The sequence below is a fragment of the Acetobacter sp. DsW_063 genome, from assembly GCF_002153745.1.
Taxonomy (GTDB): Bacteria; Pseudomonadota; Alphaproteobacteria; order Acetobacterales; family Acetobacteraceae; genus Acetobacter.
In genome coordinates this window covers 1-15,249 of the sequence record NZ_JOPL01000007.1, presented here as the reverse complement: position 1 = coordinate 15,249, position 15,249 = coordinate 1, and the positions used below count along the sequence as shown (strand labels likewise).

At 58.7% G+C, this 15,249-nt stretch carries 15 protein-coding genes; 5 read left to right on the top strand and 10 right to left on the bottom strand.

Annotated elements, in window-relative coordinates:
• The first annotated feature begins 331 nt into the window (after positions 1-331).
• Together HK28_RS01615 and HK28_RS13895 are read left to right on the top strand one after the other, a co-directional pair.
• Entirely contained in the window at positions 332-1,462 is a 1,131-nt protein-coding gene (locus tag HK28_RS01615; RefSeq protein ID WP_086642879.1) for a type III PLP-dependent enzyme, read from the top strand.
• Positions 1,463-1,492: 30 nt separating this feature from the next.
• On the top strand, positions 1,493-1,645 hold the full coding sequence (locus HK28_RS13895) for a hypothetical protein (protein ID WP_158093352.1): 153 nt from the start codon (positions 1,493-1,495) through the stop codon (positions 1,643-1,645).
• A gap of 102 nt (positions 1,646-1,747) precedes the next feature.
• Here HK28_RS13895 and HK28_RS01610 read toward each other — a convergent pair whose 3' ends face one another.
• Positions 1,748-3,046: a carbohydrate porin gene (locus HK28_RS01610; protein WP_086642948.1), complete on the bottom strand. Its 1,299-nt coding sequence runs from the start codon at positions 3,044-3,046 to the stop codon at positions 1,748-1,750.
• A gap of 512 nt (positions 3,047-3,558) precedes the next feature.
• Here HK28_RS01610 and moaB point away from each other — a divergent pair.
• The 3 genes from moaB (at position 3,559) to HK28_RS01595 (ending at position 5,542) form a co-directional block, all read left to right on the top strand.
• On the top strand, positions 3,559-4,089 hold the full coding sequence (gene moaB / locus HK28_RS01605) for a molybdenum cofactor biosynthesis protein B (protein ID WP_086642878.1): 531 nt from the start codon (positions 3,559-3,561) through the stop codon (positions 4,087-4,089).
• 43 nt (positions 4,090-4,132) lie between these two features.
• Entirely contained in the window at positions 4,133-4,711 is a 579-nt protein-coding gene (locus tag HK28_RS01600) for a DJ-1/PfpI family protein (RefSeq protein WP_086642877.1), read from the top strand.
• A 126-nt stretch (positions 4,712-4,837) separates the two neighbouring features.
• Positions 4,838-5,542, top strand: a complete 705-nt coding sequence (locus HK28_RS01595) for an HAD family phosphatase (protein ID WP_086642876.1) — start codon at positions 4,838-4,840, stop codon at positions 5,540-5,542.
• A gap of 25 nt (positions 5,543-5,567) precedes the next feature.
• Here HK28_RS01595 and HK28_RS01590 read toward each other — a convergent pair whose 3' ends face one another.
• The 9 genes from HK28_RS01590 to HK28_RS01550 all read right to left on the bottom strand — a co-directional run bounded on the left by HK28_RS01590 (position 5,568) and on the right by HK28_RS01550 (position 14,884).
• Positions 5,568-7,052 (bottom strand): mannitol dehydrogenase family protein, encoded by a 1,485-nt coding sequence (locus HK28_RS01590; protein WP_233140288.1) that lies wholly within the window; start codon positions 7,050-7,052, stop codon positions 5,568-5,570.
• 269 nt (positions 7,053-7,321) lie between these two features.
• Positions 7,322-8,044 carry an SIMPL domain-containing protein gene (locus tag HK28_RS01585; RefSeq protein WP_086642875.1) on the bottom strand — a complete coding sequence of 241 codons (723 nt, stop codon included), beginning with the start codon at positions 8,042-8,044 and terminating at the stop codon, positions 7,322-7,324.
• Entirely contained in the window at positions 8,041-8,451 is a 411-nt protein-coding gene (locus tag HK28_RS01580; RefSeq protein ID WP_086642874.1) for a hypothetical protein, read from the bottom strand. Before HK28_RS01580 ends, HK28_RS01585 begins: the two co-directional genes overlap by 4 nt.
• Positions 8,448-9,944, bottom strand: coding sequence for a HAMP domain-containing sensor histidine kinase (locus HK28_RS01575; protein WP_198945763.1), 1,497 nt, complete (start codon positions 9,942-9,944; stop codon positions 8,448-8,450). Before HK28_RS01575 ends, HK28_RS01580 begins: the two co-directional genes overlap by 4 nt.
• Before the next feature lie 170 nt (positions 9,945-10,114).
• Entirely contained in the window at positions 10,115-10,795 is a 681-nt protein-coding gene (locus HK28_RS01570) for a response regulator transcription factor (protein ID WP_086642872.1), read from the bottom strand.
• Positions 10,796-11,033: 238 nt separating this feature from the next.
• Positions 11,034-11,579 (bottom strand): HutD family protein, encoded by a 546-nt coding sequence (locus tag HK28_RS01565; protein WP_086642871.1) that lies wholly within the window; start codon positions 11,577-11,579, stop codon positions 11,034-11,036.
• 199 nt (positions 11,580-11,778) lie between these two features.
• Complete coding sequence (locus HK28_RS01560) at positions 11,779-12,513, bottom strand: arginyltransferase (protein ID WP_086642870.1); 735 nt, start codon at positions 12,511-12,513, stop codon at positions 11,779-11,781.
• A 122-nt stretch (positions 12,514-12,635) separates the two neighbouring features.
• On the bottom strand, positions 12,636-13,631 hold the full coding sequence (hemB, locus tag HK28_RS01555; protein ID WP_086642869.1) for a porphobilinogen synthase: 996 nt from the start codon (positions 13,629-13,631) through the stop codon (positions 12,636-12,638).
• A gap of 377 nt (positions 13,632-14,008) precedes the next feature.
• Positions 14,009-14,884 (bottom strand): hypothetical protein, encoded by an 876-nt coding sequence (locus tag HK28_RS01550; protein WP_086642868.1) that lies wholly within the window; start codon positions 14,882-14,884, stop codon positions 14,009-14,011.
• Positions 14,885-15,249 lie beyond the last annotated feature (365 nt).

The following is a 15,249-nucleotide window of genomic DNA, read 5'->3' as shown; positions in this document are numbered from 1 at the left end:
TCGCTTGGAGCGGCGATCCATATAGCCCGGCCGCACAGATGAAGGTGTCTTAAAAAATTCAATAATCTCCAGCTATTATAAGGGTTATTATCGTCTTCGCCAGTTTTTTTCGAATTTCATAAAAATCCTGTTGCGTTGGGGGCTGTTTGGCCCCATATGCGCGTCCCACGCAACAACGCACGTGCCACTGGCCCACTGAGGTTACGCAACGACGTCAAGCGTTCTGGCAATCGGGGCTCCTGGATGGAGCTCGTTTTTGGTCGCTGGTCCGTTAGACCGTTTCGCAACTCACCTGCATCAAATTGCAGGTCCAGACAGGGATTAAAGTGCGATGACACCCAAAATTTCACAATTCCTCGCCGACGAGCAGCCCGCTACGCCTTGCCTGGTCGTCGACGTTGATGAGGTTGAGGATCGTTTTCGTCGCCTGCAGGGCGCGCTCCCGCTCGCCCTGATCTACTACGCCGTCAAGGCTAATCCCGCTCGCCCCATCCTTGAGCGGTTGGTGTCGCTCGGCTCCCGTTTCGACGCGGCTTCGTGGGAGGAGATTCGTCTCTGCCTCGACGCCGGCGCCAGCCCTGACGACATTTCCTTCGGCAACACCGTAAAGAAGGTATCCGCCATTCAGGCTGCCTTCGCTGTCGGCGTTCGGCTGTATGTCTTTGATTCTCTCGAGGAATTAGAGAAAATTGCCCGTTACGCGCCTGGCTCGAAGGTCTATTGCCGCCTGCTCGTCGACAATTATGGCGCCGAGTGGCCGCTTTCGCGCAAATTCGGGACAACGGTCGAGAGCGCGCGTGAACTGATGCTGCATGCTCGCGAATTGGGCCTCGACCCGTACGGTCTGTCGTTCCACGTCGGAAGCCAGCAGTTGTCGGCGGACGCTTACGAAGCCGCAATCGCTCGTGTGGCTTCGCTGGTGACAGATCTGTCTGCGACTGGCCTTGATCTGCGTATGGTGAATCTCGGCGGCGGTTTTCCCATTCGTTATCGCGATGACGTGCCGGAGATTGAGCAGTTCGGCGACGCGATCTGCTCCGCCATGACCAAGCATTTCGGGAATGCGCTCCCCGAAATGCTGGTCGAACCGGGACGCTTCATCGTCGGCGCTGCGGGCGTGGTGTCTGCGGAAGTCGTGCTCGTCAGTCGCCGTGGCCGCGAGGATGGTCCGCGTTGGGTGTATCTTGATATCGGACGCTTCGGCGGTTTGGCTGAGACGGAGGGCGAGTCCATCCGTTACGACATCCGCACGCAACATGACGGTGGAGCCGTTTCGGCTGTAGCCATCGCTGGCCCCACATGTGACGGAGCTGACATCATGTATGAGCGGAGTCCCTACGCGCTTCCGGACGCACTAAACGCTGGCGATCGCGTCGAACTTTTATCGACCGGGGCGTATGTGTCGACCTACTGCTCGACTCGTTTCAATGGTTTCGCGCCGCTGACCGAGCATTATATCTGACCCTGTTCATCTCCCTGCGAGGCGTAGGGAGTGAAAAAGGAAGAGGCGCAAGATTTATTTCTTGCGCCTTTTTTATTTGTGGGCGGGGCTTTGCGTGCACTGCTCGCTCATTTTCAGGGGGTATTTCACGCAGTAATCATCTTCGGCATGAGCTTGCGACGTCGAAGCCACCGTGCGTTATGACAGATTACTGTCACGCATTGCTCGATATTTCTGAGCAGCGGATACAGAAAGGGCGTCTCCATAAATGTGGAGACGCCCTGCTTTTTAGCAATGCGACACGCTTTACAGGATGGTGTTGATCTGCACGCCGAGCACCGCAGCGTCACGAAATTTGGTCGTGGCGTTTACGTGGTTAATGTATTGAAAATCAGGTTGAACCGAGGTTCCTGTCAGCACATGCACGCTGTAGAAAGCTTCCCAGACATTTTCATGTCCCTGAACGCCATAAGGCTCGCCCCACTGATTTGAGACGTAAGGCAGGCCGAGGGCCTGAGACGACTCCTGTTGCAGCGCGACAGAGTGGCTCATGTCAAAGTGGTGGTACATGATGCCGACCTGATCGAGCGGCCGATGCCACGGGGAGCCTCCGCTCAGAAGGCTGATCCATGCGTGATCACGCATGGCGACCGTCGCGCCGTTCGCATACTCGGCCCCGCCAAACGCGATCAGGCCGTTTGTGAGACCTTTGCCGTAGCGAACAAGCATCTGGTCAGCCAGAAACCACGCAACATTCATACCGGCGCGATATCGGCGCGGCAGGCCTGTTGCCTGATAGGAGTTCCCGTTGATGTCTTCGTAGAGATGCGGGTAACGAGCGTTGTCGTAAAAGTATCCGAGCTTGTAATGACCGATAAGATCGTTCTTTCCGAACGATGGGAGCCAGCCAACTTCAAACTGCGACGAGAACTTGCCGAGGCCCGGTTGCGCCCAGGCCCAGCCTGAGATGCCGCCGTTGTAACTGCTGCTCGAATTGACCGCGAAAAGACCGGCCATCAGGTAAACTTGCCGGGTTGGCCACACTCGGACGACTGCGCCGAGGTTGCCAGATGGCCAATCGCGACCGCCGGGAACGTATTTTCCGGGAGCAGGGTTTCCGCAGGTGGTTACGTTGACAAATGAACAGGCCAGATAATCGTAGTTGAAGAACGTTCCTGTCGGAATCCATCCGGCGGCGATGTTCAGCCGGTTACGAAACAGGCCTTTTTCTCCGTAAAGCGCGACCAGATGGGCGACTACGTTTCCCCGTGCGCCGTAAATCTGCTGGGGTTGCGCAATGTTCTCGCCGATAAGGCGGCCAAGGTTGTTACCGTGACCGTTAACGACCAGCATATGCGTCCAGAACTCGTTGATGCCAGCGAGTTTATCCCAGTCAATGTCGAGTTCTGCTGCGACCTGGCCCGCGTCAGAGTAGGCGCGCTGCTTGCCGCCCGTGACGTTGCCCATGAATTCTTCGTTGATGCCGACAGTCAGATAAATGCCGCGTTTGGTTAGCCAAGGCTGTATCCCGCCCCAATCGCCGAACAGATGCGGGTTGCCATACATCAGCATCTCCGTCGGGCCCTGACGGTCCGAGCCGGTCATCGGCGGCGGCTTGTTCAGGGTGACATAAAGATGGAGATCGGCGTCGCTGAGGCGGCGTCGAGGGGAGCGCGGCTCTGGGGGGGCATAGCTAACAGGTCGGACCGGCTTCGACACCGCCTTTGTATCTGAGACGGAACCGGTCGGCGTCGCAGCCACTGACGCTGGCGCCTGACTGGCCGACTGTGCGTGTGCGACGGGCGCGATCAGCGCAAGGTAGCCTGCGCATGCCAGAGGCGCAGGGGCAAAGGAACGCAGGAAAACGTTCACTGAGCGCCGAGTGCGGCTATTTTTATTTTTATTTAGCATAGCACGAGGACTCTTGATTGCTGTTACTTTTCTTTGTCTCATCGGAGGTTCTAACTAACCCCAAGTGCATAAGTTTCTTACAATTTAATCATTTTGTGTCATAGTGAAATTCAGGTTCAACTCGCGGCTTCGACGGCAATAGGCGCTTCGCGTGACATTTTTGCACGTGGTTGACGTGCTTCGATTGTGGATCAATATCCTCCGGCATGCCCCAGATCGACGCCACAAAACCATTCCTTCGTGTCAGGATTGCGGTCCTGACTGTATCGGACACCAGAACCCTCGAAACGGACACCTCCGGCTCTACTCTGGTCGCAAGAATAGAGCGCGCAGGGCACGTAGTGGCGGATCGCGCGATCGAGCCCGATGATGTCGTCCGGCTTGTTCGGACCCTTGAGCGCTGGATAGGCGACCCGGAAATCGACGTCGTGATCACCAACGGCGGCACTGGCGTGACCGGTCGGGACGTGACGCCAGAGGCGTTCGAGCAGGTTTTGGAAAAGCGGATCGAGGGATTTGGCGAACTCTTCCGGATGCTGTCGTACCAGAAGATAGGGCCGTCGACGATACAGTCGAGAGCGCTCGCGGGCGTCGCCAGAGGAACCTATCTTTTCGCCCTGCCTGGCTCGACCGGGGCCGTCAAAGACGGCTGGGACGACATTTTGGTCCACCAACTCGACAGTCGGTTTCAGCCCTGTAATTTCGTGGAGTTGATGCCGCGCCTGCAGGAACGTTGAGCCGAAGCGTCCGCTCAAGATACGAACGACAGGAGATAAGCGTATGTCCGACGAAATCAGGCTGTTGATGCTAGCCGGCGACTATGTCGAAGACTACGAAATCATGGTGCCGTTTCAGGCGCTCACGATGGTCGGTTACAAGGTGGACGTTGTGTCGCCGGGGAAGAAGGCAGGCGACACGGTTATCACCGCCATTCATGATTTTGAAGGCGCGCAGACCTATAGCGAGAAGCCGGGACATCATTTCGCGTTGAACGCGGATTTTGCCACGGTTGCGACAGACGACTATATTGGGCTGGTCGTCCCGGGCGGGCGGATGCCCGAATATCTTCGCCTTGACGAAAATGTGCTCAAACTCGTCAGGGCATTTGCTGACAGGCCCATCGCCTGCATCTGTCACGGAGTGCAAATTCTCACCGCTGCTGGCCTCGTCAAGGGACGTCGTGTCTCTGCATATCCGGCTTGCCGTCCTGAGGTCGAATTGGCGGGCGGGACTTATGCGGATATCGCTGTGACGGAAGCCATCACGGATGATCAACTCGTTACAGCTCCGGCCTGGCCCGCGCATCCGGCCTGGCTGGCGCAGTTCCTCAAGGTGCTGGGCGCGACCGTTTCCCCCTGAGGCGAGGTTGCGTCGGTTTGGCTTCTCAGCACAGCGTACGCGGCTGGGACGGAGCGAGGACGCAACTTTTCTGCCGCACCGGTGTAGTACCCCAATACCCCTGACGTCATTGAAAGGGCGCGCTTAATGACTGAACGTAATCGTCTTGCCGATCTGACCACGGCCAGACCGGACCCAATCAAGGGTGTGGTTTTCGACATGGACGGATTGCTGCTCGACAGCGAAACGCTTGCGATGGACGCGTTGATTCTCGCGGCGAAAGATCTCGGGCACGACATGCCCATGGCGTTTTGCCGCCGCATGATTGGCGTTCCTGCCGATGGGTGCCGGGCGCTGGTCCGTGAAACATATGGAGAGGATTTTCCTCTAGAGCGTTTTTTCGCGCTTCAAGAGGAGCATCTACGGGGTTTGGTGGACGCGGGTGAACTCGCGCTCAAGAAAGGCGTAGAGCCGCTACTCGATCTTCTCGACAAGCTTGAAATACCTCGTGCGATCGCCACGTCGTCAAGCCGTTACCGCACGGATCATCACCTGAAACTTGTAGGGTTATTCGAGCGGTTTGACGCGATTGTTACGCGGGACGACGTGTCTCAAGGAAAGCCGTATCCGGAACCTTACCTGACAGCAGCAGAAAAAATTGGCGTGGCGCCTGCTGATTGCCTTGCGTTGGAGGATTCCAACTCCGGTGCGCGTGCGGCTCAGGCGGCAGGCATTCGTGTCATCATCGTCCCCGATCTTCTCGAGCCGGTAGACGACGTCCGCGCAAAGGCGTTGGCGGTGGTTGAGGACCTTACTGTGGTCAGGGCCTATATAGAGCATGCGGCGGCCTGACGGGCCGCCGTCGCGCTTCTTTACTTTAGCCGGTTGCCGCGAGCTTGCGCAGAACTTCTGACGCTTCCAGCCTCGTCAGATCGCCAAGCGCTTTCGCCACTGCGGTGACCTGACGTTCATGGTCGGGGAGGGGGGGGCCGAACACCTCCTCCATTGCGAGAAACGCCTCGGCTTGAGCCATGTGATCATCTCGAGCGTCTGCGCAAATCTGTCGCAAGTGATCCGCACGTGGGTCGGTCAGAGAGATTTCCAAAGCTTCCTGCTCATGCAGGGCGAACCACCGTATCCAGCTTGCAATAAGCAGGATCGCTCCAGGTGTGGGTTCACCACGCTCCAGATTGGCGCGCATCGGACGGATGACGCGCATGGCCATCTTGACCGATCCGTTACGCCCGATCCTTTCGACTTCATGAACGATTCCGGGATTGCGGAAACGGGTCATGAGGTCGGCTGCGTAGCGGTCGAGAGTATCTTCCGGCAGATCAACGTCGGCTGTCTGCTCGCGCCGCATGAAGCGCTCGACGACGGGGCCGAGTGCAGGGTCGGACGCCGCTTCAGCGATGGTGTTCAAGCCTGCCAAACCCCCGGCGTAGGCGAGCAGCATATGCGCGCCGTTCAGCATCTGGAGTTTGGCGCGCTCGAATGTATCGACATCGGAGACGAACCGCGCGCCGGGGTGCGCTTCCCACAATGGGCGCGGGCCGTCGAAGCGCTGAATGACCCACTGGAACCAGGGTTCCGCCGAAATGGGAATGGAGTCTTCCAGCCCGCCAAGCAGCCTTCTGGCGTCGTCCTTGTCGTCAGATAGGGGCGCCGGAACGATTCGATCGACCATGGTGTCCGGAAACTGCACATTCTCCCCAATCCAGGTCGAGAGTTCGTCGTTTCCACGCCAAGCGGCGAAATCCATGACAGCTTGCCGTAACGTGCGACCGTTGTTCGCCACATTGTCGCAGCAGAGAATAACCGGCGGCGTGCCGCCTTTCGCACGGACGAGAGACATCGCCTGCACCAGTATACCGGGCGCTGTGCGTGGGGATTTGGCTTTCAGGTCGGCGAGAAGGTCGGCTGCTTCCGGGTCAATGGAGCCGTCCGCCGTCAGGTAGTAGCCGCTGGCTGTGACAGTCAGCGTCACGATTTTCGTGCGCGGATCGGCGATTCGCGCGGCGAGCGTCGAATGCGTGTCCCTTGCGAACACAGCCTCGGATATCGCGGCCATGATTGACGCCACCGTGCCGTTCGGCTCGCGCGTGAGCAAGGTGTAGAGGTTGTCTTGCTCAACCAGTTCCAGCGCCAGTTCTGGTCGCCGCATGGTCGCCGACACGATGCCCCACTGTAGCCCGTCGGCGCCCATGGCTCCGATCGCGGCCTGCGTCGCAGTGACCTGATGGGCTCTATGGAAATTGCCGCAGCCGAGGTGAACTATACCGGGCCGTAGCATAGCCGGATCGAAATTGGGTTTGTAGACGGTGTCGGGCGCCTTTTGAAAATTGGACCTGCCTAATTTCAAAACGGAGATTCTCCTCTGTGATCTGTTGTTGACGACAGCCACGGCAGAAGACGAATGATCTGGCCGATGTAGGGCACGAACCGAGGTCGCCTGAGTTGGGCGAAAACCGCCATCAAGCGTAGATTGCGCGGCCGCCCGCTGCACAAGGTTGTCGCCATAAACCGCCCCCTCAGAACGAGGGAGCAACCAGCACTTTACACGTTAACGTGTCGGGAGAGTAGAAGTTGCCGCTTCTTACGCTGGTGTGCGGCTCGCAGCCCGGCCTTGAATTACTGCCCGAGGATGATTTTCGCACGCGCCGTGACAGAGACGTGTTGCTCCTCCGGGGTTGAGGTCGGCGCGGAAGCCATACGGGCCGCCATCAGCATGACTGGCCGTGGGCCGAACGGCGTTTCGAGGGAAATTTCGGCGATGGAGGCAACTTTCATGCCCAGGTCAGTCGCCGCGTCCCGAGCTTTCTCACGCATGTTGTCAAGCGCGAGCTTCGTTGCCTGTTTACTTAGTTCCTTCTCGCGCGCAGGAGAGAGCGACCAGCCGAGTCCATCAAGAAGAAGTCCCTGAGCCTGCAGACGGCCGACTAGCGGTAGAAGCGCATCTGAGCCGAACGCGACGACGTGGATCGTCTGTCGGGCTTCCCAGCCTTTTGCAGTGTCATTCGCGCCCGGGGGCGACACAGAGTAGGAGTCAGCCGCACCGTTCACTCCATCGACGCTTGCGATAGCGGCCATGGCCTTGCGGACAATGTCGTTTGCGCGCGACTGCGCGGTCGCGGCGTCCGGCGCGACTCCTCTGGCGACGAGAGTGGCGGTGAGGCGATCGGGACTTGCGTCGACGGTCCCCGTTCCGGTCAGTTCGAGTTGCGTTCCGGCAGCGGTAGTCTCGGCCTGGGCGGGGGCTGTTACGGTAAATGCAAGAGCGCAGCCGAGTATGGCGATGGTATAATTTTGTCTGAAAATTCTTTGGATAATCAATTTATTTTCCAAGTGAATCATGGATCTTTTTCTTCCTTCAATGCGACCAGAGCCTCTCTGAGGCGGGCGACGCCAAGACGCACCCGACCTTCGGCGCAAAGCTGCTCGCCCTCGCTCCGCAAGGCCTGCACGTCACGCGATGTGTCCAGGCCGTGGGATTCTATTGCGTGAACCAGACGCGTGCAGAACGCCTGACTGTCCGATGTAATGGCCAGACTGCGCTCACGGGGCGCGTGTCCGACACCGCTTGCTCCCGCCGACGCGGATGACTCAATGGCCCCAACATCGCTCGTGGACGCAGCCGGAGCAGGAGCGGACTGATTCGCAACGACCTGCTCTGCGGACGGAGCCGGATCTGGCGCCACTGCAGCTCCGCAAAGTTCGATCGAAAGGGTCGGGACGACCGCGTAGAGAAATGTGCGTCTCATGGTGCTGAAACTACTACCGGGGAGCTATCGCCAGAGTGTGGCCGCGGTGAATCCTGCTTCATGTTGGCGCCGACGGTCTTTCCCCGAGCAGTTGGCAGAGGGAGTTGCATACGAACCGTAAGGCCCGGATCTCGCCGGGAGAATTGCATGGTACCGCCATGGAGTTGCACGATCGCCTGAACGAGTGAGAGGCCAAGACCCGAACCCGGCGTATTGCGCGCGGAATCGGCGCGGAAGAATCGATCGGAGGCGCGAGCGATATCGGCCTCGCTCATGCCCATTCCCTCGTCGCTGATCGCTATCGTGGCGACCCGGCCCGCCGGGCTGCCCTCCATGCCAAGATTGGGACCGACTGCGGAAGCAACGGTAATCGAGCCGCCGTGCGGAGAAAATTTGATGGCATTGTCGAGCAAATTGGACACGGCCTGTTGGATCATCGAGCGATCGCCGTAGAACGGCAGATGTTCGGGTAGCCGCATGACGACCTTGATTTCATGCTCGTCAGCCGCTGGTTCGTAAAGTTCAGCGATGTCACGCAGCACGGGAATCAGGTCGAACGAAGCGAAGGCGGATCGCCGCGAACCCGCTTCTATCTGGGCGATGCGCAGCAGGGCTTCGAAAACAGCCGTTATGTTGTCCAGATCCGCCACGCCGTCTTCGATGGCGGAGCGGAGCGTGGCCTCATCCTTCCCGTGAAGCGCCGCGTATTCGAGCTGTGCTCTGGCCCTCGTGATTGGCGTGCGAAGATCATGGGCGATGGCGTTGGAAACCTGCTTCACCCCGTCCATCAGACGCGCGATGCGATCCAGCATCTCGTTGATCGCTTCCGCGACTTCATCGAGTTCGTTGCCCCTGCCGTGCAGAGGCATGCGTCGGGTCATGTCTCCATGCGCGACGGCGGTGGTGGTGCGGGCGATCTGGGAGATCATGCGGCGAAACATACTGCGCACGAGCAATGCGCCACCCAGTGCGAGCGCGGTAATCATGATCCACGCCCAGAGGAGCAGGTCTGTCAGAAGCCTGCGCAACATCGCCCGACCGCGCACGTCGCGCCCAACGAGCAGCCTGTAACCGCCGGGCAAATCGAAGCCCTGCACTTCGGCCACGCCACGAGCGCCAGCGCGACGGACAGAAAGTTGGTACCAGACATTGCTCATCGCCACGTCGGCGGGCCAGGACGGGAGATTGCCTGCGACATGCTGACCGTGCGGATCGACCAGAAGATAGATCGCGTCGTCATCCACGTTGTCTTCAAGCCGGTCTTCAATAGTAAGCGCCAGAGCCGACAGCCCGCCATCCGTCCAGCGCTCTGACAAAGCGCGGGCGTCAGCCGCAACGGAGGCTTCGACCTGTCGCTCTATCAGTCCTGCGGTTCCCCACCAGATGACCGAGAGAAACAACACGGCGGACGCGGAGAAGAGCACGGCGTAGCCGATGGCGAACCGCACGCTTGCGGATCGAAAGCCCCCGGTGCGTCGCAAAGCGGCGCGCAGTGACGGGCGGCGCCATGGCGCCTTTGTTCCATTGCGCCCAAAGGCGCGCACGGGGAGGCGCAACCCGTTCACTGGCGGGCACGCTCCCGCATTTCATCGCGCCAGCGGTCTCCGGTCGACGAAAGACGATCAGCTGGACGCTCGTGGGGAACGGCGCGCATGGATCGAGCCTATTCCGCCCGCAGCATATAGCCGGCGTTGCGGATCGTATGGATAAGAGGCTGCGGAAAAGGTTTGTCGACCTTCTGGCGCAGGCGCGAAACATGAACGTCGATGACGTTGGTCTGAGGGTCGAAATGGTAATCCCACACGCCTTCGAGCAGCATTGTCCGCGTGACGACCTGTCCTGCATGACGAAGAAGAAATTCGAGCAGGCGAAATTCGCGAGGTTGCAGGTCGATCTTCTGGCCGTCGCGTCGCACGCTGCGCGCCAGAAGGTCCATTTCAAGCCCGCCGACCTCAAGGCGTGTTTGCGGTGCAGACTCGTTGCGGCCACGTCTGCCCAGAGCCTCGACGCGTGCGAGCAGTTCCGAGAACGCGAACGGCTTGGTCAGATAATCGTCGCCGCCAGCTTTAAGGCCAGCCACCCTGTCGTCGACGTCGGCGAGCGCTGAAAGAATCAGCACCGGCGTCGCGTTGGCCTGACTCCGCAACGTTTCCAAAATTCGCAGGCCGTCGATGCCGCCGGGGAGCATTCGGTCGAGGACAACGACGTCAAATTTCTCGCTTACCGCCAGAAACAGCCCGTCCTTGCCATTGTCGGCTTGCTCGACGAGGTGCCCCGTTTCAGACAACCCTTTGCTGACAAAGCCCCGAACAGTCGGATCGTCCTCGACGAGAAGAATTCGCATAAAAATACTCCAGCGACGTCGACGGCCACGGTGCTGGCCTTACGTTGGTATTGTAAAGTGGCGTCGCCGCCGTGTCACGCTACGGCCTTGCCATGCGGCAGGCGGGAAGATGCGCGCCAAACCGCGCCTTTCGGCCCGCCCGGCCAATTCAGTCGAATTAAATATACGTTATGGATATGCCCGGCGGAGATGCCCTGATGCGTCACGCGACGTCAGTCAGCTCACCTTATCAATGCGTCTAAGCCAGAAGGTAGGCGAGGTTATCGCCGTTCGGCGCCGCAGCGCTCACGGCGCAGCCGTTTCGGCTTATGAGTAAGCTTCCCGGGTGGACCACTTCCTGTCCGTCGTTGACGAGCCATGCTCCCTCGGCAGGAATCAGGATAAACTGACTGCTGCGATGAAATTCAGGTTCGCGAAACACGGTCAACGCCATCGGTGTTGCGCCCTGCGAGTTCATGAAATTGACTGCGCGGCATGGACCTGCGCGAAGCCGCGCCAATGGCCCCGGTGCGCCGGGGTAGCGCAGTATGGTTCCGCGACGATCCAGGGAAAGAGTGTTTCCGGAATCGAAAAATATAAGATCAAGACCTGATCCGTTCAGAAGCGCCATGCTTCTGTCCGTTTGCTCGAATGACGAGAACGGGCCGTCTCGCGCAATGTCTGCGACGCTGAGACGCCACAGCACGCGTTCGTCGTCGTCGCGGGCAACGGCGATCTCGCGGGTGACGCCGCCTCCGTTTTTCCAAGGTGAGGATTCGATCTCGTCTATGCGCAAAATGGTCATCGGAACGGGTTTGTCATGTGGCTGCGTAAAATCCAAATTCTACTGGCATTGCGCTCCGGCCGCCATTTTACGGGGAGTTACGGCTTTCGTATCCGTTTGGATGGTGAGCGTCAGCGTCGCGCGGCGCCGGAACATACGCCATACGCCATACGGCCGTGGCGTGGCTGCGGGCGGAAGGCGCATAAATTCGAAATAAATTTCAGGGAGTCGCGGACGTCGGAGGGAGTTCGCGCCACAACCCGCGCGTCAGAATCTCCGCAGGATGGAAACGCGACTTGTAGGACATCTTTCGACTCTCCGCGATCCAGTAGCCAAGATAGACATACGGTAACCCACGCGCACGGGCTTTCTCTATCAGCCACATGATGGCGAAGCCGCCCAGTGAGCGGTTGGCGAGATCCGGGTCGAAAAAACTGTAGACCGCCGAAAATCCGTCGATAAGCGCGTCCACGAGGCTGACAGCGATCAGCTGATCCTCTTCGGAGCGGAATTCAATGAGGAAACTGTTGATGGGCGTGTCCTCGATCATGGCGCGATAGTCGTTAAAGCTCATAGACGCCATGTCGCCATCGGAGTGACGCGCCAATTGATATCGACGAAAAAGGGCGAATTGCTCCGGCGTTCCATGCGGCGGCACGTCGAAACCGTCGATGGCGGCATTTGCTCGCATGATGCGGCGCTGCGTTCGGTCCGGCTGGAACTGAGGAACGACGATGCGGATCGGCACACAGGCATTGCAACCGTGACACACCGGCGCATAGGCGATGGTATGGCTTCGGCGGAAACCTGCACGGGAAAGCCTGTCGTGTAACGCTTCGGCGTCAGGCCCGGAAAGATCCGTGACGACCTTGCGCTCCATCCTGTTGGGAAGATAGGGGCAGGGCAGGGGCGCCGTTGTGTAGAAGAACTGGGGATGGCGCGATGAATAGGTCATGATCGACGCTTCCCCCGGATTTTATGAACGCTGGAGACCTACGCGGGCCTTCTCCTCTACAATAGTGGGATAACGGGCCTCGGGTTTCAATGCCAATGATGCGACTCCCTGTTGGGGGCGCATCACCCCCGACGCAGATATTCGGCGGCTTCGACGGCGAAATACGTCAGCACGCCGTTGGCGCCAGCGCGTTTGAACGCCAGAAGGCTCTCCATCACCGCGCGTTCCCGATCCAGCCAGCCATTAACGATAGCAGCCATCAGCATCGCGTATTCGCCGGAGACCTGATAGGCGAAGGTCGGGACGGAAAAGCGCTCGTGAACGCGGCGGATAATGTCGAGATACGGCATTCCCGGCTTGACCATGACCATGTCCGCACCTTCAGCAAGGTCGACCGCTACTTCCCGCAGCGCCTCGTCGGAGTTGGCCGGGTCCATCTGGTAGGTCTTCTTGTCACCCTTCAACAGACCGCCAGAACCCAGCGCGTCACGAAACGGACCATAAAAGGCGCTGGCGTATTTGGCGGCATAGGACATTATTCGTGTGTCGATCAGCCCATGTTCGTCGAGATTACGACGGATAGCCTCGATACGCCCGTCCATCATGTCGGAGGGCGCGATGATGTCTATGCCCGCAGCAGCCTGATTGGTGGCCTGACGGGCAAGGATCGCGACAGAGTCATCGTTGACTACATACCCGTCGCGGATCAGTCCATCATGTCCGTGGCTGGTGTAGGGGTCGAGCGCGACGTCGCCGATTAACCCTACATGAGGAAATTCTTTCTTCAGCAGCCGCGCCGCGCGGCACATCAGATTGTCTGGATTGAGCGCTTCCGTTCCATGCTCATCTCGCAATTCCGCCGGTGTGATCGGAAAAAGCGCGAGCGCCGGGATGTCCAGTTTCACGGCTTCTTCCACATGGGCCGCGAGCCGATCGAGCGTGACTCGCTGCACGCCGGGCATGGAGACAACGTCGGTGACTGCGCCTTCGCCTTCCATCACGAAGATCGGCCAGATCAGATCGTCCACCGACAGGGCGTTCTCCGCCACGAGCCGACGCGTGAACCGGTCATGGCGGTTACGGCGAAGGCGGGTCAGGGGAAAACGTCCGAGGGACATGCGGCGGCTCCTTCTGCGCGACCCAAGGGGAGACGTCCACCTGCGGGCCGTATGATTTATGGCGCGTCACAGGGCGCTGCGACCTGCGAGCGGCCGGACTATGGGCCGGTTCGTCGCGCGATGGAATGGGGGCGGGCAGGGGGCTGGCAATCGCAACCACCATAGGTTGTCATTTTGCGCGTATCTGGTCGGCATGATGTTGACGACGCCCGCTCGGTTACGAGAACGAGGCGCTTAGTTTTGCAGTTGCATGCCTGCTGAATGGAGGAGCGGTCATCGAAAAACAAGAGGACGGCGCTCTGTGCTGTAGAGCATTGATATTTAACGTTATTTTTTTGCGCAATTAACTTGAGCCGGAGGGTCAAGACCCGTTACGCCTAATGTGTTGCGCGGGTCTTGTGCGTGACTTCGCTGCTGACCGACGTAGCGATCTCAGTCTGTTCGGCATGAGCATCCTGCGCCGGATTGGCGGCGTACAAGGCGCGGAGCACGGCGTCGTCGAGCGGCGTCATAAGCGAGGGCGCCGTCGATTGAAAACGTCCTTCGTCGTACAGGCTCATGATCGAGTTCTGGTTGAAATTTTCGCCAAGCGCCGGTGCGGCAAGCACAACGAACGCCACATAATCGGCAAGTTGCCCCCAGGATGCGCCGGAAGCCAGATTCCGGTCGACGATCACGATTGTAAACGTCGTGCGGAGCAGAGTTCCCTTCTCGTCAAATTTCGCCGACTGGGCGGAGGCGTCTCCCCAGGCGCCATTGAAATACTGTACGCTGGTGCTGCGATACCAGCGCACGGGGCGGTCCTGCCGTAATTGCGCGACTATGCGACGATCCGGCGGCTCGAAATCCTGCTTGCTGACATTGCTTGAATCGTAACCGTTGCCTAACGTGGGCAAGCCTTTGTCGATTGCGTCAAACATGGCGCTGCCATTTTCGCTGAAGACGATGAACGCGTTTTTCGTCTTGCAGGTAGCTGGCAATCCGGGGATGACTGCGCGGGCAGCTCTGTCCAGATGCTTGAGAACTATGCCCTGAAAGGGTTCGTCCAGCCCCAGAACCCCCGGGCAGAATGCCGAATCCCACCGGGCCAGTTGGGCGTCCCATTGGCCTGACGCCATTTTCCGGATTTCATGAAGCACGATTTTCGGTGACAGGCCGTAAACAGTGACGGTTTCGTTTGGCGCAGCCAGAGCAGGCATAGTGCCGAATATCGCAAAAGAAGCATATGCCCATATAATTTGTTTGAATTTCATGAATATTTACTCAGTTGGTTTTTTAGGATGATTTTATTAGAGCATTGGAAAGGGAATTAAGAGTCTTTCATAATCGACCGTAAGCACACGTAATGTTCAAGTGGATGCTGCCTTGTTATTTGGTATGCTTCAAGAGCGTTTTTGTTTTCTTACGGCTTTAGTCTATCGCGATGCATCCTTGATGTCGTTAGGGAGAAATAGAAGATGCGGTAACCTGAATTACCGTCTGGAGTTCCTAATCGCGCAAGACCTAATCTGGCGCAAGGTTAGGTCACTGTAAGATATTTCGAGACACGATCATGAATGTGGTCATTATGCACTAGGTTCAGGACCTATTAATGTATTGAATTGAGCGAGAGGTTGTG